At 69.4% G+C, this 19,441-nt stretch carries 21 protein-coding genes; 8 read left to right on the forward strand and 13 right to left on the reverse strand.

Translation table 11 applies throughout. The features are described 5' to 3' along the window. Positions 1-20 precede the first annotated feature (20 nt). Positions 21-2,630, forward strand: coding sequence for an aminopeptidase N (gene pepN / locus Q0747_RS05765; protein ID WP_298252506.1), 2,610 nt, complete (start codon positions 21-23; stop codon positions 2,628-2,630). Here pepN and Q0747_RS05770 read toward each other — a convergent pair. The 4 genes from Q0747_RS05770 to Q0747_RS05785 form a co-directional block, all read right to left on the reverse strand. Continuing rightward, positions 2,615-3,691 (reverse strand): biotin/lipoate A/B protein ligase family protein, encoded by a 1,077-nt coding sequence (locus Q0747_RS05770; RefSeq protein ID WP_298252508.1) that lies wholly within the window; start codon positions 3,689-3,691, stop codon positions 2,615-2,617. The genes pepN and Q0747_RS05770 overlap by 16 nt on opposite strands. A gap of 190 nt (positions 3,692-3,881) precedes the next feature. Then, entirely contained in the window at positions 3,882-4,139 is a 258-nt protein-coding gene (locus Q0747_RS05775; RefSeq protein WP_148600134.1) for a type B 50S ribosomal protein L31, read from the reverse strand. 115 nt (positions 4,140-4,254) lie between these two features. Beyond that, positions 4,255-5,058, reverse strand: coding sequence for an RNA methyltransferase (locus Q0747_RS05780; protein ID WP_298252511.1), 804 nt, complete (start codon positions 5,056-5,058; stop codon positions 4,255-4,257). A 79-nt stretch (positions 5,059-5,137) separates the two neighbouring features. After that, positions 5,138-5,923 carry an ABC transporter ATP-binding protein gene (locus Q0747_RS05785; RefSeq protein WP_298252513.1) on the reverse strand — a complete coding sequence of 262 codons (786 nt, stop codon included), beginning with the start codon at positions 5,921-5,923 and terminating at the stop codon, positions 5,138-5,140. Between the two features lie 125 nt (positions 5,924-6,048). Between Q0747_RS05785 and serB the strand changes: the two genes are divergently transcribed. Continuing rightward, positions 6,049-6,930 carry a phosphoserine phosphatase SerB gene (gene serB, locus Q0747_RS05790; RefSeq protein WP_298252515.1) on the forward strand — a complete coding sequence of 294 codons (882 nt, stop codon included), beginning with the start codon at positions 6,049-6,051 and terminating at the stop codon, positions 6,928-6,930. A gap of 19 nt (positions 6,931-6,949) precedes the next feature. On the opposite strand, the gene Q0747_RS05795 is transcribed toward serB, so the two are convergent. Together Q0747_RS05795 and Q0747_RS05800 are read right to left on the reverse strand one after the other, a co-directional pair. Then, positions 6,950-7,699 carry an SDR family oxidoreductase gene (locus Q0747_RS05795; protein ID WP_298252517.1) on the reverse strand — a complete coding sequence of 250 codons (750 nt, stop codon included), beginning with the start codon at positions 7,697-7,699 and terminating at the stop codon, positions 6,950-6,952. Positions 7,700-7,765: 66 nt separating this feature from the next. Beyond that, positions 7,766-8,500, reverse strand: a complete 735-nt coding sequence (locus Q0747_RS05800) for a beta-ketoacyl-ACP reductase (protein ID WP_298252519.1) — start codon at positions 8,498-8,500, stop codon at positions 7,766-7,768. A 159-nt stretch (positions 8,501-8,659) separates the two neighbouring features. Between Q0747_RS05800 and Q0747_RS05805 the strand changes: the two genes are divergently transcribed. Genes Q0747_RS05805 through Q0747_RS05815 form a run of 3 tightly spaced genes read left to right on the forward strand, consistent with a single transcriptional unit; the run spans position 8,660 to position 10,193 of the window. After that, positions 8,660-9,070, forward strand: coding sequence for a DUF3099 domain-containing protein (locus tag Q0747_RS05805; protein ID WP_298252521.1), 411 nt, complete (start codon positions 8,660-8,662; stop codon positions 9,068-9,070). Then, entirely contained in the window at positions 9,063-9,353 is a 291-nt protein-coding gene (locus Q0747_RS05810; RefSeq protein ID WP_298252524.1) for a hypothetical protein, read from the forward strand. The genes Q0747_RS05805 and Q0747_RS05810 overlap by 8 nt, the downstream gene beginning before the upstream one ends. Then, the gene (locus Q0747_RS05815; protein ID WP_298252526.1) at positions 9,354-10,193 is read left to right on the forward strand and encodes an SURF1 family protein; all 840 of its coding nucleotides are present in this window, start codon (positions 9,354-9,356) and stop codon (positions 10,191-10,193) included. It abuts the gene before it with no gap. A gap of 12 nt (positions 10,194-10,205) precedes the next feature. Here Q0747_RS05815 and Q0747_RS05820 read toward each other — a convergent pair whose 3' ends face one another. Then, positions 10,206-11,804 (reverse strand): ABC-F family ATP-binding cassette domain-containing protein, encoded by a 1,599-nt coding sequence (locus tag Q0747_RS05820; RefSeq protein ID WP_298252528.1) that lies wholly within the window; start codon positions 11,802-11,804, stop codon positions 10,206-10,208. 165 nt (positions 11,805-11,969) lie between these two features. Between Q0747_RS05820 and Q0747_RS05825 the strand changes: the two genes are divergently transcribed. From Q0747_RS05825 to Q0747_RS05835, 3 genes are read left to right on the forward strand one after another with little or no spacing between them, the layout of a single operon-like run. Next, entirely contained in the window at positions 11,970-12,608 is a 639-nt protein-coding gene (locus tag Q0747_RS05825) for a biotin transporter BioY (RefSeq protein WP_298252530.1), read from the forward strand. Further along, entirely contained in the window at positions 12,601-13,311 is a 711-nt protein-coding gene (locus Q0747_RS05830; protein WP_298252532.1) for an energy-coupling factor ABC transporter ATP-binding protein, read from the forward strand. The genes Q0747_RS05825 and Q0747_RS05830 overlap by 8 nt, the downstream gene beginning before the upstream one ends. After that, positions 13,308-13,967: an energy-coupling factor transporter transmembrane protein EcfT gene (locus Q0747_RS05835; protein WP_298252534.1), complete on the forward strand. Its 660-nt coding sequence runs from the start codon at positions 13,308-13,310 to the stop codon at positions 13,965-13,967. Before Q0747_RS05830 ends, Q0747_RS05835 begins: the two co-directional genes overlap by 4 nt. A 175-nt stretch (positions 13,968-14,142) precedes the next feature. On the opposite strand, the gene Q0747_RS05840 is transcribed toward Q0747_RS05835, so the two are convergent. The 6 genes from Q0747_RS05840 to Q0747_RS05865 form a co-directional block, all read right to left on the reverse strand. Further along, positions 14,143-14,472 (reverse strand): metal-sulfur cluster assembly factor, encoded by a 330-nt coding sequence (locus Q0747_RS05840; RefSeq protein WP_148600123.1) that lies wholly within the window; start codon positions 14,470-14,472, stop codon positions 14,143-14,145. 54 nt (positions 14,473-14,526) lie between these two features. Further along, the gene (gene sufC, locus Q0747_RS05845) at positions 14,527-15,285 is read right to left on the reverse strand and encodes a Fe-S cluster assembly ATPase SufC (protein WP_298252537.1); all 759 of its coding nucleotides are present in this window, start codon (positions 15,283-15,285) and stop codon (positions 14,527-14,529) included. Positions 15,286-15,347: 62 nt separating this feature from the next. Further along, positions 15,348-15,707: a non-heme iron oxygenase ferredoxin subunit gene (locus Q0747_RS05850; protein ID WP_298253048.1), complete on the reverse strand. Its 360-nt coding sequence runs from the start codon at positions 15,705-15,707 to the stop codon at positions 15,348-15,350. After that, positions 15,704-17,041: a Fe-S cluster assembly protein SufD gene (sufD, locus tag Q0747_RS05855; protein WP_298252539.1), complete on the reverse strand. Its 1,338-nt coding sequence runs from the start codon at positions 17,039-17,041 to the stop codon at positions 15,704-15,706. The genes Q0747_RS05850 and sufD overlap by 4 nt, the downstream gene beginning before the upstream one ends. A 2-nt stretch (positions 17,042-17,043) precedes the next feature. Then, positions 17,044-18,528 carry a Fe-S cluster assembly protein SufB gene (gene sufB / locus Q0747_RS05860; RefSeq protein ID WP_298252541.1) on the reverse strand — a complete coding sequence of 495 codons (1,485 nt, stop codon included), beginning with the start codon at positions 18,526-18,528 and terminating at the stop codon, positions 17,044-17,046. Further along, complete coding sequence (locus tag Q0747_RS05865; RefSeq protein ID WP_298252542.1) at positions 18,528-19,352, reverse strand: metalloregulator ArsR/SmtB family transcription factor; 825 nt, start codon at positions 19,350-19,352, stop codon at positions 18,528-18,530. The genes sufB and Q0747_RS05865 overlap by 1 nt, the downstream gene beginning before the upstream one ends. Positions 19,353-19,441: the final 89 nt, after the last annotated feature.

A 19,441-nucleotide genomic window follows, 5' to 3' on the forward strand; every position in this document is an offset into this window, starting at 1 on the left:
CTGCGTGGTTGAATGACCGGATGGAGAACGAGAACCTGGGCCGGGACGAAGCCGCCGCACGCTCTGCACTGCTGGAGACCGAGAGCTACGCCGTCGAACTCGACCTCTCGGGGGCCCGCGCGGCCGGGGAGACCACCTACCCGAGCACCACGACGATCGTCTTCGCGTGCCGTGAGCCGGGCAGCAGCACCTTCCTCGACTTCATCGGCGAGGTCGTCGGGCTGGAGCTGAACGGTACGGTGCTCGACCCCGCCGCGGCGAGCGACGGCGCCCGGGTGGCGCTCCACGACCTGGCTGCGCGCAACACCGTGACCGTGACCGGGCGTGCACGCTACAGCTCCAGCGGCGAGGGCCTGCACCGTTTCGTGGACCCGGCCGACGGCGAGACGTATCTCTACACGCAGTACGAGCCCGCGGACGCGCGGCGCGTCTTCGCCGACTTCGAGCAACCCGATCTGAAGGCCACCTTCTCCTTCAGCGTCATCGCACCCGCGGACTGGACGGTCGCCTCCAACGGTGCCGAGGCGGACGTGATCGCGTCCGAGCACTTCCCCACACCGGTCTCGCGCTGGACGTTCACCCCGACCCGGCGCATCTCCACCTACATCACCACCGTGCTCGCCGGCCCCTACCACCGCGAGACCGATGTCTGGACGGGCAGGCCCGGCACGGCCGGCGAGGGCCTCGAGGTCCCGCTCGCCCTCTACTGCAGGCGGTCCCTCGCGCCCTCGCTGGACGCACCGGAGATCTTCGACACGACCAGGCGCGGACTCGATCTCTTCCACGATCTCTTCGACTACCCCTACCCGTTCGGCAAGTACGAGCAGGCCTTCGTGCCGGAGTACAACCTCGGAGCCATGGAGAACCCCGGTCTCGTGACCTTCACGGAGGACTACGTCTTCCAGTCCGCGGCCACCGAGGCGCAGCGGGAGGCCCGGGCGAACACGATCATGCACGAGATGGCCCACATGTGGTTCGGCGATCTGGTGACCATGTCGTGGTGGGACGACCTGTGGCTCAAGGAGTCCTTCGCCGACTACATGGGTGCACTGGCCGTGGCGGAGGCGACGCGGTGGAGTTCCTCCTGGGTCAGCTTCGCGAACCGCCGGAAGGCGTGGGCCTATGTCCAGGACCAGCTCCCGACGACGCACCCGATCGTCGCGGACATCCCGGACCTGGAAGCCGCGAAGCAGAACTTCGACGGGATCACCTACGCCAAGGGCGCGTCCGTGCTGAAGCAGCTCGTGGCCTTCGTGGGCCGGGACGCCTTCTTCGCTGCCGCACGGACGTACTTCCGGAAGCACGAGTACGGGAACACCACGCTCGCCGATCTCCTCGACGTCCTCGCCGACGCCACGGGCCAGGACCTGGACGCCTGGTCGCGGTCCTGGCTGCTGACCTCGGGAGTCCCTGCCCTGCACGCGGAGGTCACGGTCGAGGCGGGCCGCTACACCGACGTCACCATCGTGCAGGACGCGCCGGATCCCGTCACCGGTCGCCAGGAGCCCCGCCCGCACCGCATCCGGGTGGGCCTGTACGACGTCGACGACGACGGCCGGCTGGTCCGCACGTCCTCCGAGTCCGTGACGGTCGAGGGTGCACGCACACCGGTCCCCGCGCTCGCTGGCAGGCCCCAGCCGGAGCTGCTCCTGCTCAACGACGACGATCTCACCTACGCGGCGATCTCCTTCGACGAACGCTCCCTCTCCACGCTCCTGACCTCCATCCACCGGCTGCGCGATCCGCTGGCGCGCGCCACGTGCCTCGGCGCCCTGTGGACCAGTACCAGGAATGCGCTGCTGCCGGTCCCCTCCTACCTCGGAGCGGTGCTGCTCGCCGCCCCGGCCGAGACGAACGTCGGTGTGCTCCAGGTCATGCTGGCGAACGCCCGTGCTGCGATCGAGACTCTCGCGCCCGCGGACCTGCGTCCGGAGCTGCACGACCAGCTGGCGACGTGCCTCCGGGACGGCCTGCGCGAGGCGCAGGCCGGGTCCGATCTGCAACTCGTCTGGGCGCGTGCGCTCGCCCTCACCACCCGCAGCACGAGGAGCTCGGCGGACCTGGTCCGTGCGGTCCTGGACGGTGACGAACGGATCCCGGGACTGCGCGTCGACGCCGAACTGCGGTGGTTGTTCCTGCAGGCCCTCGCTGCCCAGGGACGGATCCTTCCGGGCGAACTGGAGACCGAACGCGAGGCGGACAGGACGGCGTCGGGCCGGGTCGGCTTCACGCTCGCCTCCTCGGCGATCCCCGACGCCACCATCAAGAGGGCCACCTGGGACGAGGCCGTGCACAACGACCGGCTGTCCAACGACCTCCTCAGCGCGGCGATCGAGGGCTTCGTGCTCGGACCCCGCGAGCTCCTGGTGCAGTACGAGGAGCCGTACTTCGGGATGCTCCGCACCGTCTGGGCGACGCGCGGGATCGAGATGGCCAGCAGGATCGTCCGGGGCCTGTACCCGGGGCGGCAGGACCTCGTGTCGACCCCGGAGGACCACGCCGTCGTCGTGCGTACGGACGCCTGGCTGACGGCCAATCCGGACGCGCCAGCGGCCCTGCGCCGCATCATCGTGGAGGAGCGCGACCACCTGCTGCGCTCCCTGCGGGGCCAGGCTCAGGGGACGCGGTAGAGCCAGTCCTCCGTGCCGAACTTCTGCCCCACGAGCTCCTCGGCCCGCCGCAGGTCGTCGGCGGTCAGGGAGGCGTCCACGGCACCGTAGCGTCGCCGGAAGGTCTCCGTCATGACGTCGATGATCTCCTCGCGCGAGATCCCCGTCTGGCGGCGCAGCGGGTCCACGCGCTTCTTGGCGCTCCCGGTGCCCTTGTCGGAGAGCTTCTCCTTGCCGATCCGCAGCACCTCGAGCATCTTGTCGGCGTCGATGTCGTAGCTCATTGTCACGTGGTGCAGCATGCCACCGCCGGCGAGGCGCTTCTGCGCGGCCCCTCCGATCTTCCCGATGCTCGTCGCGATGTCGTTGAGCGGCTGGTACCAGGCCTCGATGCCGAGTGTCCCCAGTGCCTCCATGACCCACGCGTCGAGGAACGGGTAGGAGTCGGCGAAGCTGAGGCCGTCCACGAGCGACTGCGGGATGTAGAGCGAGTAGGTGATCGCGTTGCCGTGCTCCATGAACATCGCCCCGCCGCCGCTGATGCGGCGCACCACCGTGACGCCGTGGCGTGCGGCGCCCTCGGGATCGATCTCGTTGCGCACGGACTGGAAACTGCCGATCACCACCGACGGCGCTTCCCACTCCCAGAACCGCAGCGTCGGATTCCGCAGGCCGGCGCCGACGTCACGGGACAGGATCTCGTCCATGGCGACGTGCATGGCCGTGGGGAGCGGGGTGGGAGGGATGATCTCCCACCGGTGGTCGGAGAAGCCGGACGCCTTGCCCAGGGCACGGCGCACGGCCGTGGCGATGGCGACGGGCGAGAAACCGAACAGCACCACCGACGGGTCCAGGGCGGCCGTGATCGCGGCTGCGAGGTCGCCCGGTCCTGTCGCGGCGGGCAGTCCCTCGAGGGCCGCGTTGATGTCGAGCAGCGCCTCGTCGGGTTCGAGGAAGAAGTCGCCGTTCACGGACACGTCGACGAGGCGCCCGTCCGCCACCGAGAGGTCGACCGCGGTGAGTTTCCCGCCCGGGGTCTTGTACTCGCCGTGCAGTCGCTCGGAGTCCGCTGGATGGGCCATGGGTACTGCTCTCCTCGATACGGGGTGGACCTGGGCTGGAGTGCCCTGCTGGTTCATCGGTAGGTCACCGGTGGGTTGTTCATCGGTCGATCATCGGTGGGTCGATCACCGGTTAAACGGGAGAAGCCACACCGGGCGGGCATGGCTTCTCCTCGAGGACGGGGTGCTCGGCACCCGGCGCGATGCTGGGCTACTTCTTGCCGCCGAAGTTCTTGAAGCGTGCGTTGAAGCGCTCCACGCGACCGGCGGAGTCCATGATCCGCTGCTTGCCCGTGTAGAACGGGTGCGACTCCGAGGAGATCTCGACCTCGATGAGCGGGTACGTGTTGCCGTCCTCCCACTCGATGGTCTTGGACGATCCGGCGGTCGACCTGGTCAGGAACGCCTTGTCGGAGGCCAGGTCGCGGAACACGATCGACTGGTACTTGGGGTGGGTGTCAGACTTCACGGGACTACCTTCTCTGGTTGCCTGGATTTTGCCAGGCACGGGTGGTGGAAAGAGTGGCAACGGGGCCAGCTGTCCATACTAGCGCAGCAGCGTGCCCGCCGCGAGAAGGGCCCGGTCAGGCGCGGCACTGCCAGAAGGCGACGGCGGCCGCCGCTGCCACGTTCAGCGAGTCCACCCCGGCGTGCATGGGGATGGTGAGTGTGACGTCGGCGCGGTCGAGGGCGCCTGCGCTCAGACCGTCGCCCTCCGTTCCGAGCAGCAGGGCCAGGCGCTCGTGCGCGCGGGCGTCGAAGTCGTCCAGCGGCGTGGCACCGGCGCCCAGCCCGAGCGCGGCGACGGTGAACCCTGCAGCGCGGAGGCGGCCGAGATCCTCCGGCCAGCTGCCCAGCCTGAGCCAGGGCACCTGCAGGACGCTCCCCATGCTCACCCGGACCGCGCGGCGGTACAGCGGATCGGCGCTGCGCGGGCTGAGCAGCACGGCATCGACCCCGAGGGCGGCGGCGGACCGGAAGACCGCGCCGAGATTGGTGTGGTCGATCATGTCCTCGATCACGGCGATGCGCCGGGCGGAGGCCAGCAGGTCGGGCAGATGCAGGGGCTCCGGCCGATGCATGGCGGCCAAGGCGCCGCGGTGGAGATGGAAGCCCGTGATCGCCTGCAGCGCGGTCTCGGAGGCGATGAAGGCCGGGATCGCGGGGAATCGTGCGAGCACGTCCTCGAGCCCCGGCAACCAGGCAAGGGTGAGCAGGAACGAGCGCGGGGCGTGCCCGGCGTCGATCGCCCGGCGCAGCACCTTCGGTCCCTCCGCGATGTAGAGCCCCTCGACGGGTTCCTTCAGCAGCCGGAGCTGGACGTCCGTGAGCCCCAGGTAATCGGAGATCCGCGGGTCGTCGGCAGCGGATATCTCGACGATCGGCATCAGGAGTCCCCCGTACGGCCTGGACGACCCGCGCCACCCGTAGGACCCGGGCGACCCGGGTGCCCGGAGGTCCGTCCGGTCACGCCCGGGCGACGGCGCCGTAGCGGCCGTTCTCCTCGCTCACCCTGAGCTCGACGCCGAACGCCGCGCCGAGATTCTCCTCGGTCAGCACCTCCCCGATGACCCCGGACGAGACCACCGCCCCGTCGCGCAGCAGCATGGCGTGCGTGAAGCCGGGCGGGACCTCCTCGAGGTGGTGCGTGACGAGCACCATGGCGGGCGCGTCCTCGTCCCGGGCCAGCTCGCTCAACCGGCGCACGAGATCCTCCCGTCCGGCGAGATCGAGGCCGGCAGCCGGTTCGTCCAGGAGCAGCAGCTCCGGGTCGGCCATGAGTGCCCGGGCGATCTGCACGCGCTTGCGCTCACCCTCGCTCAGCGAGCCGAAGGGCCGGTTCATGAAGCGTGACACCCCCCAGGTGTCGAGCAACCGGAACGCGCGGCGCTCGTCGAGGCGTTCGTACTCCTCGCGCCAGCGGCCCGTGACACCGTAGGAGGCCGTCACGACGACGTCCAGGACGGTCTCCTGCTCCGGCACCTGCGCGGCGAGGGCGGCCGAGGCGAACCCGATACGGGGGCGCAGCTCGAAGACGTCGACGGCGCCCATCACCTCGTCCAGGATCCCGACCACGCCGCTGGTGGGGTGGAGGCGCGCTCCGGCGAGCTGCAGCAGGGTGGTCTTGCCCGCTCCGTTGGGGCCCATGACGACCCACCGCTCCCCCTCGCCGACCTGCCAGTCGATGCCGTCGAGCAGCGTCTTGCCACCCCTGACCAGGCTCACTCCTGCCAGTTCCAGAACGTCACTCATGGTCCTAGACACTAGGCTAAGGAGCAGCTCCGTGGCGACATCGGCGGACCGCCGGCCAGGGGTCGGGGCACGGACGCGCGACGCCGGGACGATGCGACGCCGGGACGACGGAACAGGAACGGATCATGACGCCGAACCCACGGGTGGTGGCCTATGCCGAACGGCTCGACGACGGTCACCGCACCTCCCTGCTCGCGGTCCTGCGCGAACTCGGACGGATCGTCGACGAGGCGTCCGCACGGACACCGACGTTCGGGGTCCTCACCCTGGAGCTCGTCCCGTCCGCTCCGGCGTCGAGGATTTGTGCCGCCGTGTCCGCCTGGACCGCGGCGAGCGGTGTCGGTGCCGCCGTCGTCCCGGCACCCGTGTACCGGCCCGGACCGAAGCTGCTCCTCCTCGACGTCGATTCGACCCTCATTAGGCAGGAGGTCGTCGAACTGCTCGCCGTCCACGCGGGCCGGGAGGCGGAGGTGGCCGCCGTGACCGACGCCGCCATGCGGGGCGAGCTCGACTTCGCGCAGTCGCTGCACCAGCGGGTCCTCGCCCTGCGGGGACTCCCGGTCTCGGTCATCGACGACGTCGTCGACCGGATCGAGCTCAGTGTCGGTGCCGAACGGCTCGTCAGCGCCTACCACCGCGCGGGGCACCCCGTGGGCGTCGTGTCGGGCGGCTTCTCCCAGGTGCTGGAGCCGCTGGCGGCACGGCTCCGCCTCACCTTCGCGGTGGCGAACGAGCTGGAGATCGCGGACGGCCACCTGACCGGCCGCGTCGCGGGGGCCGTCGTCGACCGCCGCACGAAGGAGCGGGTGCTGCGCGAGGCCGCCGCACGCGCGGCCGTTCCCCTCACCGCGACGCTCGCGGTGGGCGACGGCGCCAACGACCTCGACATGTTGGCCGCCGCCGGCCTCGGCATCGCGTTCAACGCCAAACCCGCCGTGCGTGCCGCGGCGGGGGCGGCCCTCGATCTGCCGGACCTCGACGTGGTCCGGCACCTGTCGGACGTCTGACCGCCCTGCCGGCCGAGGGTCAGCCCTTGGCCAGGAAGTCCTCGGCGCCACCCACGTACTCGGTGTGCCCGGTGGGTACGTCACTCGTGACCATCCGGACGATCTCGGTGGCGAACTCCGCCACGGAGTAGAGCCGCCCGGCCTCCTGCCGCCGCGCCTCGATGGCACCCGGTGCGGCGCGGTCCAGCAGGGTGGCCGTGACCGTTCCCTCGATCATGTCCCCGGAGACCACCACGAGGGAGATGCCCTTCGCCTCCAGCTCCGGGATCATGGCCCGCAGGGCGTCCTCACCGGCCCGCTTGCTGCGGGCCACCGGCTCGTAGGCCTCCATGGTCTCGACCTTCTCCACGAAGTGCGCCTGGTGGCTCGTGATGAACACCACGCGCGAGCCCGGGGGCATCACCTCCACGGCCGCGGTCAGCATGGCCACCTGGGCATCGCGATTGAGCCGCAGGGCGTAGTCCTCCCCCATCGTGGACTCCATGCCTCCGGAGGCGTTGAGCACCAGCAGGTCCAGCCCGCCGAACGAGGTCACGGCGGCGTCGACGAGCGCCGCAGGACCGTCGGGGGCGGTCAGGTCGGCCCCCACGGCGACTGCCCGCCCGCCCGCGGCTTCGATGCCGGCGACCACCTTGGTGGCGCGCGGCGCCTTCTGCCGGTAGTTGACGACGACGGCGGCACCCTGCGCCGCGAGCTGCGTCGCGACGTCGGCGCCGATGCCGCGTGAGGATCCGGTGACGATTGCTGTGGTGCCCTCGAGGGTGGCCATGATGCTCCTTCTGGTCGGGGTGGACGCTGTGCCGGGGACGGCCGGGGACGGCCGGGGACGACGGGCTCAGTGGCCCATGCCGAGACCGCCGTCGACGGGGATGACGGCGCCGGAGATGTAGCCGGCCGAGTCCCCGGCGAGCCAGGAGACCACGCCGGCGACCTCCTCCGGGGAGGCGAAGCGGCCCGCGGGGATGGTGGCGAGATAGCTCTTCCGGGTGTCCTCGGGCAGTTCGGCCGTCATGTCGGTGTCGATGAAGCCGGGAGCCACCACATTGGCGGTGATCCCGCGGGACCCCAGCTCGCGGGTGATGGACCGGGCCATTCCCACCAGTCCGGCCTTGGAGGCCGAGTAGTTGATCTGGCCGGGCGCGCCGTACAGACCGGTCACGCTCGAGATGAGGATGATGCGCCCTCGCTTCAGGCGGAGCATGCCCCGTGAGGCGCGCTTGACCACCCGGAAGGCGCCCGAGAGATTGGTGTCGACGACGTCGGTGAAATCGTCCTCGCTCATGCGCAGGAGCAGCGTGTCACGGGTGATCCCGGCGTTCGCCACGAGGACCTCGACCGGGCCGTGCTCCGCCTCGACCTCGGCGAAGGCGGCGTCGATCTGCTCCCCGCTCGTGACGTCGGCCCGGACGCCGAGCATCCCGGCGGGAATCTCACCTTTTCGGTAGGTGATGGCAACCTTGTCGCCGTTGGCTACGAATGACCTTGCGATAGCAAGTCCGATACCGCGGTTGCCCCCGGTGACCAGGACACTCCGACCGGTCGTCGTCTTGCTCTCTGCACCAGGTGCCAAGGGGAAACTCCTCTGTCTGCGGACCCGGAAAGGTCCGTGGTGTTCTTCGATTCGTGGAAGAACCTCTGTCGAACTGTCCCGACGATCCTAACGGCGCTTTCCTCGACTTCGGGAACGGGACCCGGAGTGAGATAATGGGGGGAGTCTTCTTGGAGTGTGATGAGCAAGCAAACCAAGCACAACCCAGACATCCACAGCATCTCCGATGCGCGTGAGTCCCACACCGACGAGATGCGAAGCCGCATGATCCGGTACTCGGTGTCCATGAGCATCCGCCTCATCTGTTTCGTGCTCGTCTTCGTCGTCCCCTACCCGTGGCTGCAGTGGGTCATGATCGCCGGGGCGGTGTTCCTGCCGTACTTCGCCGTGATCCTCGCGAACGGCGGGAGCGACACCAGCCGCATCCGCCACAGCGACGCCCTGATCGATCGTGCGCCGGTGCGGGAGATCGAGGCGAAGGTCAGCGACGCGGGAGCCGACGACGACACGGTGCTCAGTGGCGAGGTACTCGACGATCCCCCGGCTCCGCACGGCGCCCACACCCCGGGGAGGACGGCCGCCGATGCCTGACCCGTCGGCGCAGCCACGACCCCCTGCCGGGCAGGCGGGTCTCGGTCTGTTCGCGGCACCGCAGCGCGACGACGGCCGGCCGGTCTGCTCGCGTAAGAACTGCCGTGCGCCTGCCCTCTGGCAGGTGCTGTGGAACAATCCGCGGATCCACACACCCGAACGGCGGAAGGCCTGGGGTGCGTGCGCCGATCACAGGACCTGGTTCGAGGAGTACCTGGGAGAGCGCGGCCTGTGGAAGGAGACACTTCCCCTCGCCGCCGACCAGCCGATGGAGACCCGCTAGGTGTACCGCTTCCTGTTCTCCGCGCGCTGGCTGGGCTGGCTGGCGCTGGTGATGCTGATCGCCGCCGGGTGCGTCGGCCTCGGACGATGGCAGTTCGAGCGGCGGGAGGCGGTCGTCGCCGATATCCAGCGCATCGAAGCGAACTACGACGCCGAGCCCGTGGACTACGTCCCGGGCGAGAGGCTCCTCGACAGCTACGACCCGGCCCGGGAATGGACTCCGGTCACCTTCAGGGGTACCTACGACGTCGGGCAGCAGGTCGTCGTGCGGAACCGTCCCCTCAACGGCCAGCCCGGCTACGAGGTGCTCACCCCGCTGAGGCTGGAGGACGGCTCCGCCGTGGTCATCGATCGCGGCTGGCTGCCGATCGGCAATGCGGAGGCCGGGCGCCCTGACGAGATTCCCGTGCCTCCCCGCGGCCAGGTGGAGGTCACGGCCCGGATCAAGCCGGCCGAGCCGGCCGTGAACCGCGGTGCCCCCGAGGGCCAGGTGGCCTCCATCGACCTCGCGTCGCTGGCCGAGGGACTCGACTACCCGCTGCAGGACGCGGCCTACGGGCTGCTGGACGTGGAGCGGCCCGCCGCGGCACGGACCCCCATCGCTCCGCCGAAACCCTCGATCGACGAGGGACCCCACCTCTCGTACGCCCTGCAGTGGTTCGCATTCGGCGTCCTCGCGTTCGTGGGCCTCGGCTACGCCGCCCGGCAGCAGCGCCGCAGCGACGCGGAACGGGAGGGTACGCGGACCGAACCCACCTCTCGTCGTCGACGTCCCACGGCCGAGGAGGAGGAGGATGCCATCCTCGACTCCCAGGCCCTGCGCGACGAAGCCCGTCGGTGACCGGGCAACGAGTCAGGCGAGGGTGACGAGCTCCAGGTAGTCCTGGTTCCACAGGTCCTCGACGCCGTCGGGCAGCATGACCACACGCTCCGGGTCGAGCGCGTCGACCGCCCCCTCGTCGTGGCTGACCATGACCACCGCACCGCTGTAGTTCTTCAGGGCGCCGAGGATCTCGGCGCGGCTGGCGGGGTCGAGGTTGTTCGTGGGCTCGTCGAGCAGCAGTACGTTGGCGGAGGAGGCCACGATGGTCGCGAGGGCCAGACGGGTCTTCTCTCCGCCGGAGAGCACGCCGGCCGGCTTGTCGACGTCGTCGCCCGAGAAGAGGAACGAGCCGAGGATGCCGCGCACCTCGGCGTCCTGCATGTCGGGTGCGGAGGACTTCATGTTCTCCAGGACACTGCGTTCGGTGTCCAGCGTCTCGTGCTCCTGCGCGTAGTAGCCCACCTTCAACCCGTGGCCCGCGATGACGCGTCCGGTATCGGGTTCGTCGACGCCGGCCAGCATGCGCAGCAGCGTGGTCTTCCCGGCGCCGTTGAGGCCCAGGATCACCACCTTCGACCCTCGGTCGATCGCCAGGTCCACATCGGTGAAGATCTCCAGCGATCCGTAGGCCTTGCTGAGTCCCTCCGCCGTCATGGGGGTCTTGCCGCACGGCGAGGGCTCCGGGAAGCGCAGTGCTGCCACGCGGTCGGTGGCGCGCACCGCGTCCAGGCCGCCGAGCAGGCGCTCGGCACGTTTGGCCATGTTCTGTGCGGCGACCGCCTTCGAGGCCTTGGCCCGCATCCTGTTGGCCTGGTCCATGAGGACCTGCGCCTTCTTCTCGGCATTGGCCCGTTCGCGCTTGCGGGCGCGCTCGTCCGTCTCCCGCTGGAGCTGGTAGCGCTTCCAGCCCATGTTGTAGATGTCGATGGTGGCCCGGTTGGCGTCGAGCTGGAACACCTTGTTCACGGTGGCCTCGAGCAGCTCCACGTCGTGGCTGATCACGATCAGCCCGCCCTGGTGGTTCTTGAGGAAGTCGCGCAGCCACGTGATCGAGTCCGCATCGAGGTGGTTGGTGGGCTCGTCGAGCAGCATGGTCTCGGCTCCGGAGAACAGGATGCGGGCGAGCTCCACCCGGCGGCGCTGACCACCGGAGAGGGTTCTCAGCGGCTGGTTCAGGATCCGCTCGGGCAGCGCCAGATTGGAGGAGATCGCAGCGGCCTCGGCCTCGGCGGCGTAACCTCCGCCCGAGAGGAAGGCCGCCTCGATCCGGTCGTAGCGCGCCATCGCCTTGTTGCGCACCGAGGTCTTCTCGCTGGCCATGTCCTCCTGGGCCTGGCGCAGGTCGTTGACGACGGCGTCGAGGTTGCGCGCGGACAGGATGCGGTCGCGGGCCAGCTGATCCATGTCCGGCGTGCGGGGGTCCTGGGGCAGATAGCCGATCTCCCCGGAGCGCGTCACCGTGCCGCCGGCGGGCAGAGCTTCACCGGCCAGCACCCGGGTCATGGTCGTCTTGCCGGCACCGTTGCGCCCGACGAGACCGATCTTGTCCCCCCGGTCGATGCGGAAGGACACCCCGTCCATCAGCAGGCGGGCACCGGCCCGCAACTCAAGGTTGGAAACGCTAATCACGATTGGGCCTTTCGGGGATGCACGGAGGATCTCTGTTGTAGGAACCCCACAAAGGATCCCGGGGTGACCGGCGCTAGTCTCGGTACAGAAGCAGGAGCGGACGGGGTGCCGGCACATGAGCCGACCGACCGGTGAGACCGAGGATCCGGAGAAGGAGCGCAAGCCATGGAGCCAGCCCAGACGACCGTCACAGGAACGGCCGGTACCGGTCGACGATCGACCCGACGCCGGTGGGACGCCACCGATCTCTCGCTGGTCGCCGTCTTCGCCGCCCTCATCGCCGCCCTGGCAATCCTACCCGGTATACCGGTGGGCCCGCTCGGGGTCCCCATCACACTGCAGACCCTCGGCGTCCTGCTCGCGGGACTCGTGCTCGGACCGGCTCGCGGGACGGCGGCCGTGCTGCTCTATCTCGTGGCGGGCCTGATCGGCCTCCCGGTGTTCAGCGGGTTCAGCGGCGGCTTCGGGGTCCTCGCGGGACCGACGGCAGGGTACCTCCTGGCCTTCCCCCTGGCCGCACTCGTGGCCGGGCTCCTCACCGTCGGTGTGCTGCGCCGTACCCGTAGGTTCCGCGTGGTGCTGCTGTTCCTGGCCGCGCTCACGGCGAGCCTGCTCACCATCCACCCGCTCGGGATCGCAGGACTCATGCTCAACGCGGGGCTCCCCTTGCGGGACGCGATCCTGGTCGACGTGGTGTATCTGCCCGGCGACGTCGTGAAGGACGTCCTCGCCGCAGTGCTGGCCGTCTCGGTCCACCGGGCCTTCCCGCGGCTGCTGGCCGCGAAGCCGCCCCTCCGTGCCTGATCCGATCGAGTTCCGCGGCGCGGGGGTGCGCACGCATCCCGAGGGCCGGATCCTGCTCGAGCCGCTGGATCTGTCCCTGACCGAGCAGCGCGTCTGCGTGATCGGCGCCAACGGTTCGGGTAAGTCGACCCTGCTGCGCCTCATCAACGGGCTGCTCCTGCCGACGGAGGGGGCCGTGGCGGTCCACGGCAACGACACCCGGACCATGGGCCGCACGGTGCGCCGCAGCGTCGGGTTCGTCTTCACCGATCCCCTCTCGCAGCTGGTGATGCCCACCGGCCGGGAGGACGTGGAACTCTCCCTCCGTACCCTGCGGCTCCCGTCCGGTGATCGCCGCGAGCGCGCCGGGCAGGTCCTCCGGCGCTTCGGCATCGACCATCTGGCCGATCAGAGTAGCTACGACCTCTCGGGTGGCGAGCGGCAGATCCTGGCCCTCGCCGTGGTCCTCGCGACCGAGCCCCGCGTCCTCGTCGCCGACGAGCCCACCACGCTGCTGGACCTGCGCAACGACGCCCGGATGCGCTCGCTGCTCGCCGGTCTGGACCAGCAGGTGGTGTTCACCACGCACAATCTCGATTTCGCGCTCGAGAGCGAGCGGACCCTCGTGCTCGACGCGGGCAGGATTGTCTTCGACGGACCGGCCGACGACGCCGTGGCGTACTATCGGGAGCTGTGCGGCTGCGCTCCGTCCCCGGGACAGTGAGAGGCTTCGGAGCGACCCTGGGGCTGTACGAACCGGGGCGCGGCTTCCTGTACCGGACGCCGCTGGCCGTCAAGGCCGTCGCGTCCCTGGCCTGCGCCGTCGCCGTCATCGCCTGGCGTTCCCCCGCGACCACCGCCGTCGCCCTCCTGCTCGCCGTCGGCGGCCTCCTCGTGGGTGCCCGCCTCTCACCGGCACGGGTGCTGCGGATGCTCCTGCCCGCCGCGCCCGTGCTGGGGATCCTCGCGCTCTACCAGGGAGTGGCGCAGGACTGGCTCCGCGCGTTCGTCGTGGTGGGCGGGATCACCGCCTGCCTGCTCGCGGCACGGGCCCTGACGCTGACCACCCGGACCCAGGACCTGCTCGACGGCGTCGTCCGGCTGGTCCGTCCGTTCCGCCGACTCGGCGCCGATCCGGAGCGCTTCGCGCTGGCCCTGTCCATCATGCTGCGCAGCATCCCCTACCTGGCGGGCCTGTTCGTCGACGTGCGCCAGGCCGCCCGTGCACGCGGGCTGGAGCGCAATCCCCGCGTGGTGGTCACACCCCTCGTGCTCGGGGCGGTCGCCTACGCCCACCGGACGGGCGAGGCCCTGGCCGCACGGGGACTCGGGGAGGGCGAGCCCGACGAGGCTCTGCCCGACGAACCCACCGGCCCGTGACGGGAGGGTCGTGACGAGCCTGTCGTGACCAGCCGGTCGAGACGAGCGGGCACCGCACCCAAGGCAGGACGACGGTGGGGCGGTCCCGGCTTCCGCCGTGACCGCCCCACTTCAGGGCCCACTTCAGGGCCCACGCCCTAGTCCTGCTCAGCTGTCGAAGCTCAGATGTTGAAGCTTAGATGTTGAAGCCGAGTGCGCGCATCTGGTCGCGGCCGTCCTCGGTGATCTTCTCCGGACCCCATGGCGGCATCCACACCCAGTTGAGCCGCCACTCGTCGACCACGCCGTCGAGGACCTGGCCCACCTGTTCCTCGAGCACATCCGTCAGCGGGCAGGCCGCCGTGGTGAGGGTCATGTCGATCAGGAGGGCGCCGTCGTCGGCGTAGGTCAGACCGTAGAGGAGGCCAAGATCCACGATATTGACGCCCAGCTCCGGATCGATCACGTCACGCAACGCCTCCTCGACGTCGTCCAACGCCGTTGGTGCCTGTTGCACATCACTCATCGGAGATCTCCTTTCGCGTGGTCCGGCACGCAGGGCGCCGGACGGGATGGTCGGTCAGGCCTCGACCGCTGTGAAACGATCGTAGCCCTCTTCCTCGAGGCGGTCGGCGAGTTCCGGTCCGCCCTGTTCGGCGATGCGGCCGGCGATGAACACGTGCACGAAGTCGGGCTTGATGTAGCGCAGGATCCGCGTGTAGTGGGTGATGAGCAGGGTGCCCATCTCGCCCTTGGAGTGCTCGCGGTTCACACCCTCCGAGACCACCTTCAGGGCATCGACGTCGAGGCCCGAGTCGGTCTCGTCGAGGATCGCGAACCTCGGGCGGAAGAGCTCGAGCTGCAGGATCTCCACCCGCTTCTTCTCACCGCCCGAGAAGCCCTCGTTGACGTTGCGCTGGGCGAAGTCCGCGTCGATGCGCAGCTTGCTCATCGCCGTCTTGACGTCCTTGGTCCAGTGCCGCAGGCTCGGGGCCTCGCCGTCGAGCGCGGTCTTCGCGGTGCGCAGGAAGTTGGTCATGGTCACACCGGGGACCTCGACCGGGTACTGCATGGCCAGGAACAGGCCGGCGCGGGCGCGCTCGTCGACACTCATCGACAGCACGTCCTCGCCGTCGAGGGTGATCGAGCCGCTGTCGACCTTGTAGCGCGGGTGACCGGCGATCGTCGACGCGAGGGTCGACTTCCCCGACCCGTTGGGGCCCATGATGGCGTGGGTCTCCCCGGTGTTGATCGTCAGCGTGACGCCGCGCAGGATCGGGACGTTCCCCTGATCCGTGTCGATGCTGACGTGCAGGTCCTTGATTTCGAGCGTGGACATCGTGTTCTCTCTCCTTCGCCTGCGATGCAGGTGGTGTGCAGGAAGTCGGTGGGCGTCGGCCGTCACCCCAGCTGGGGTGCGGGCGCTCCGTTGGTGACCGTGGTGATGTCGACGTAGACATCGTTGTTGTGGATCTCGAGTGCGAACACCGGGACCGGCTCGTACGCGGGGAGCTGCAGCGGCGCACCGCTGCGCAGGTCGAACTGGGACCCGTGGCCCCAGCACTCGATGGCGCATCCCTCGACCTCCCCCTCGGAGAGGGAGATGTCGGCGTGGGAGCAGGTGTCACCGAGTGCGTGGATCCCGCCGTCCGAGTCACGCACCACGACCACGGGGTAGTCGTCGATCAGCACGCGCAGCGCCTGCTTGACCTGGATGTCGTCGACGCTGCAGATGAGTTCACCCCTGGGCTCCGGCATCAGAGGTTCCCCGCGGCCAGTTCGCGTTCGACCGACTCCGAGAGCCGCTCCTCGAGCGCCGGGACCCTGATCTGCTGGATGACCTCGGTGAGGAACCCGCGGACCACCAGGCGCCGTGCGGCCTTCTCCGGGATGCCGCGGGCCATGAGGTAGAACAGGTGCTCGTCGTCGAACCGGCCGGTGGCGCTGGCGTGGCCCGCGCCCTCGATCAGTCCGGTCTCGATCTCGAGGTTCGGCACCGAGTCGGAGCGCGCGCCGTCCGTGAGGAGCAGGTTGCGGTTGGTCTCGTAGGTGTCGGTGCCCTCGGCCGCCTTGCGGATCAGCACGTCGCCCACCCAGACGGTGTGCGCGTCCTGGCCCTGGAGGGCGCCCTTGTAGGTGACCCGGGACGTGCAGTTGGGCGTGGCGTGGTCCACCAGGAGGCGCTGCTCCAGGTGCTGCCCGGCGTCGGCGAAGTACAGCCCGTACATCTCCACCTCGGCGCCGGGAGCGGAGAAGATGGACGACGGCGTCAGGCGCACCAGATCGCCGCCGAGGCTCACGACCACGTGCTTGTAGCGTGCGTCCCGGCCGATGCGTGCCTGCTGGGAGGAGACGTGGACGGCGTCGTCGTCCCATTCCTGCACGCTGACGACCGTGAGCTCTGCGCCGTCCTCGACCACGATCTCCACGTTTTGGGCGAGCGCAGCCGAACCGCCGTGATCGAGCACGACGACGGCCCTGGAGAACCGCTCCGCCCGGATCAGGATGTACTGGGCGGCGGGGTCCGCGCTGCGTCCGGTGATGCTCACCATGACCTCGCCCTCGGCCACCGTGTCCCGCGGGACGGTGATGACCGTCGCCTCGGAGAAGGCGTTCCAGGCCGCGGCCGAGACGCGGTCCTCCGGGGTGGCGCCCCTCCCCAGGCGCGGATCGTCGCGGCCCACGGTCTTGACCGTCACGTTGCCGGCGCCGGTGACCTCGATCGCCGGGGCGGGACCGGTGAGCTCGTCCGTGTGGAGGCCGCGCAGGCGCTTCAGCGGAGTGAAGCGCCAGTCCTCCTCCATGCCCGTCAGCGGCGGGAAGTCCGCCAGGTCGAACGAGCGTCGGCGTTCCCCGCGCGATGCCTCGGGGATCACCGGGGCATTGCCGTGGCTGTGCTTCTTGAAACCGAGCTGCTCCGTGCCGTCGTCCCCGCCGGGGAGTCGCTCGCCCTCCTCGGTGAAACCGTCGATGGAGGCCCGTCCGATGGTCGCGGTCCCGAGGCGTGCCTTCTTGTCGAGGGCACTGGTCCCGCCGTCGAGCGGGGTGTCGGGTGTGATGTCCGGTGTGGTGTCCGTATGTGTCGTCTCAGCCATTCCTAGCCCACGGCCCCTTCCATCTGCAGTTCGATCAGCCGGTTCAGCTCGAGCGCGTACTCCATGGGCAGCTCACGGGCGATCGGCTCGATGAAGCCGCGCACGATCATGGCCATGGCCTCGTCCTCCGGCATGCCTCGGGACATCAGGTAGAACAGCTGTTCCTCGCTGACGCGCGAGACGGTGGCCTCGTGGCCCATCGTCACGTCGTCCTCGCGGATGTCCACGTACGGGTACGTGTCCGAGCGGGAGATCGTGTCCACCAGGAGCGCGTCGCAGCGCACGGTGTTCGCCGAGTGCGTGGCGCCGTCCCGTACCTGGACGAGACCGCGATAGGCGGCCCGTCCGCCACCGCGTGCCACGGACTTCGAGATGATCGAGGACTTGGTGTTCGGCGCGATGTGCACCATCTTCGACCCGGTGTCCTGGTGCTGTCCCTCCCCGGCGAAGGCGATGGAGAGCGTCTCGCCCTTGGCGTGCTCCCCGACCAGGTAGACGGCGGGGTACTTCATGGTGACCTTCGACCCGATGTTCCCGTCGATCCACTCCATGGTGGCGCCCTCGTGCGCGATGGCCCGCTTCGTGACGAGGTTGTAGACGTTGTTCGACCAGTTCTGGATGGTGGTGTAGCGGACGCGTGCGCCCTTCTTCACCACGATCTCCACGACGGCCGAGTGCAGGGAGTCCGAGGTGTAGATCGGCGCGGTGCAGCCCTCGATGTAGTGCACGTACGAGTCCTCGTCCGCGATGATCAGCGTGCGCTCGAACTGGCCCATGTTCTCGGTGTTGATCCGGAAGTACGCCTGCAGCGGGATCTCGACGTGGACGCCCTTCGGGACGTACACGAACGAACCGCCCGACCACACGGCGGTGTTCAGCGACGCGAACTTGTTGTCACCGACCGGGATGATGGTGCCGAAGTACTCCTTGAAGATCTCCGGGTGCTCGCGCAGTGCCGTGTCGGTGTCGAGGAAGAGCACACCCTGGCGCTCGAGATCCTCGCGCAGCTGGTGGTACACCACCTCGGACTCGTACTGGGCGGCGACGCCGGAGACGAGCCGGGCACGCTCCGCCTCGGGGATGCCGAGCTTCTCGTAGGTGTTGCGGATGTCCTCGGGGAGGTCCTCCCACGTGTTCGCCTGCTTCTCGGTGGAGCGGACGAAGTACTTGATGTTGTCGAAGTCGATGCCCGAGAGGTCCGCACCCCAGGCGGGCATGGGCTTGCGATCGAAGTACTTCAGCCCCTTGAGACGGAGATCGAGCATCCATTCGGGCTCGTTCTTCTTCGCGGAGATGTCACGGACGACCTCCTCGCTCAGTCCACGCCGTGCATTGTCGCTGGCCTCGTTCTTGTCGGCCCAGCCGTACTGGTACGTACCGATGCCCTCGAGCTCCGGGTTGCGTTCCAGGATGTCGCTGATCGTCGACTCCGGCACTGCCGATTCTACTGCTGACGCCATTGGCGTGCGGTCTACTTGATCCGTCATCACGGCCTTCCTTGCTGATGGGTGGATAACGTTGCTGGGGCGGACAGGGCCGCAGGGTCCTGGCTGAGCGGATCAGCCATGGCCGCGGCCGGACGCCCCAGGGGAATGTGGGTCGTGCAGACGTGCCCGCCACTGGCGAGCGTGGACAGGCGCCGGACGTCGACGCCGAGCAGACGCGCGAAGACCGCGGTCTCCTGCTCGCAGAACGTGGGGAACTCCGCGGCCAGGCCCTGGATGGGACAGTGACCCTGGCACAGTTGCACCCCGAGCATCGTCGAGCGAGGCGCCTCCCGCCTGGGTGGACGGCGGACCGGAGAGCCGACGGTCCGCGTGGATCCCACGAAACCGTCCGCGCTCAGTGCCCCGGCCAGGGCCTCGGCCCTCGCCTCGAGTTCGGGCCCGGCGGCGTCCACGATCGGGCGGTAGCGCTCCTCCATGTCGGCGAACCGCTCACGGGCGAAATCCTCGATGCCCGCCGCACCCACTGTCTCCCCGAGGCGCGTCAGGGCGGCCCGGGCGATCGCCAGATAGTCCTCGCCGATGGCACTCTGCCCGCGCTGGCTGACCACGTAGCGCCGGGCCGGCCGCCCCGCGCCGCCGCCCTGTCCGCGCCCGCGCTTGATCTCGATGAGCCCGTCCAGGGAGAGCGCGTCGAGGTGTCGCCGCACTGCGGCCGGGGTGAAGCCGAGGCGCACGCCGAGCTCGGCGGCGCTCACGGGACCGTGCTCGAGGACCGAGGAAAGGACCCGGTCCCTGGTCCGTTCGTCGAGTGGCTGGGCCACGACAGGAGGAGTCCGGGTGGTCACCGCGTCCGATGCGCTCATCTCAGATCCTCCTTTCGCAGACACAATACAGAACACGATCATGACCTAATCTATTCCGGTCCACCAGTTAGGGGAGGCTACCCATCGCG

The organism is uncultured Arthrobacter sp. (assembly GCF_947493765.1).
In the GTDB taxonomy this organism is placed as follows: Bacteria; Actinomycetota; Actinomycetes; order Actinomycetales; family Micrococcaceae; genus Arthrobacter_D.

What these genes read in the sequence shown, in the direction of transcription:
- pepN (WP_298252506.1), top strand. Translation starts at nt 21, where the DNA reads ATGGAGAACGAGAACCTGGGCCGGGACGAAGCCGCCGCACGCTCTGCA.
- Q0747_RS05770 (WP_298252508.1), bottom strand. Translation starts at nt 3,691, where the DNA reads ATGGCCCATCCAGCGGACTCCGAGCGACTGCACGGCGAGTACAAGACC.
- Q0747_RS05780 (WP_298252511.1), bottom strand. Translation starts at nt 5,058, where the DNA reads ATGCCGATCGTCGAGATATCCGCTGCCGACGACCCGCGGATCTCCGAT.
- Q0747_RS05785 (WP_298252513.1), bottom strand. Translation starts at nt 5,923, where the DNA reads ATGAGTGACGTTCTGGAACTGGCAGGAGTGAGCCTGGTCAGGGGTGGC.
- serB (WP_298252515.1), top strand. Translation starts at nt 6,049, where the DNA reads ATGACGCCGAACCCACGGGTGGTGGCCTATGCCGAACGGCTCGACGAC.
- Q0747_RS05795 (WP_298252517.1), bottom strand. Translation starts at nt 7,699, where the DNA reads ATGGCCACCCTCGAGGGCACCACAGCAATCGTCACCGGATCCTCACGC.
- Q0747_RS05805 (WP_298252521.1), top strand. Translation starts at nt 8,660, where the DNA reads ATGAGCAAGCAAACCAAGCACAACCCAGACATCCACAGCATCTCCGAT.
- Q0747_RS05810 (WP_298252524.1), top strand. Translation starts at nt 9,063, where the DNA reads ATGCCTGACCCGTCGGCGCAGCCACGACCCCCTGCCGGGCAGGCGGGT.
- Q0747_RS05825 (WP_298252530.1), top strand. Translation starts at nt 11,970, where the DNA reads ATGGAGCCAGCCCAGACGACCGTCACAGGAACGGCCGGTACCGGTCGA.
- Q0747_RS05840 (WP_148600123.1), bottom strand. Translation starts at nt 14,472, where the DNA reads ATGAGTGATGTGCAACAGGCACCAACGGCGTTGGACGACGTCGAGGAG.
- sufC (WP_298252537.1), bottom strand. Translation starts at nt 15,285, where the DNA reads ATGTCCACGCTCGAAATCAAGGACCTGCACGTCAGCATCGACACGGAT.
- sufD (WP_298252539.1), bottom strand. Translation starts at nt 17,041, where the DNA reads ATGGCTGAGACGACACATACGGACACCACACCGGACATCACACCCGAC.
- sufB (WP_298252541.1), bottom strand. Translation starts at nt 18,528, where the DNA reads ATGACGGATCAAGTAGACCGCACGCCAATGGCGTCAGCAGTAGAATCG.
- Q0747_RS05865 (WP_298252542.1), bottom strand. Translation starts at nt 19,352, where the DNA reads ATGAGCGCATCGGACGCGGTGACCACCCGGACTCCTCCTGTCGTGGCC.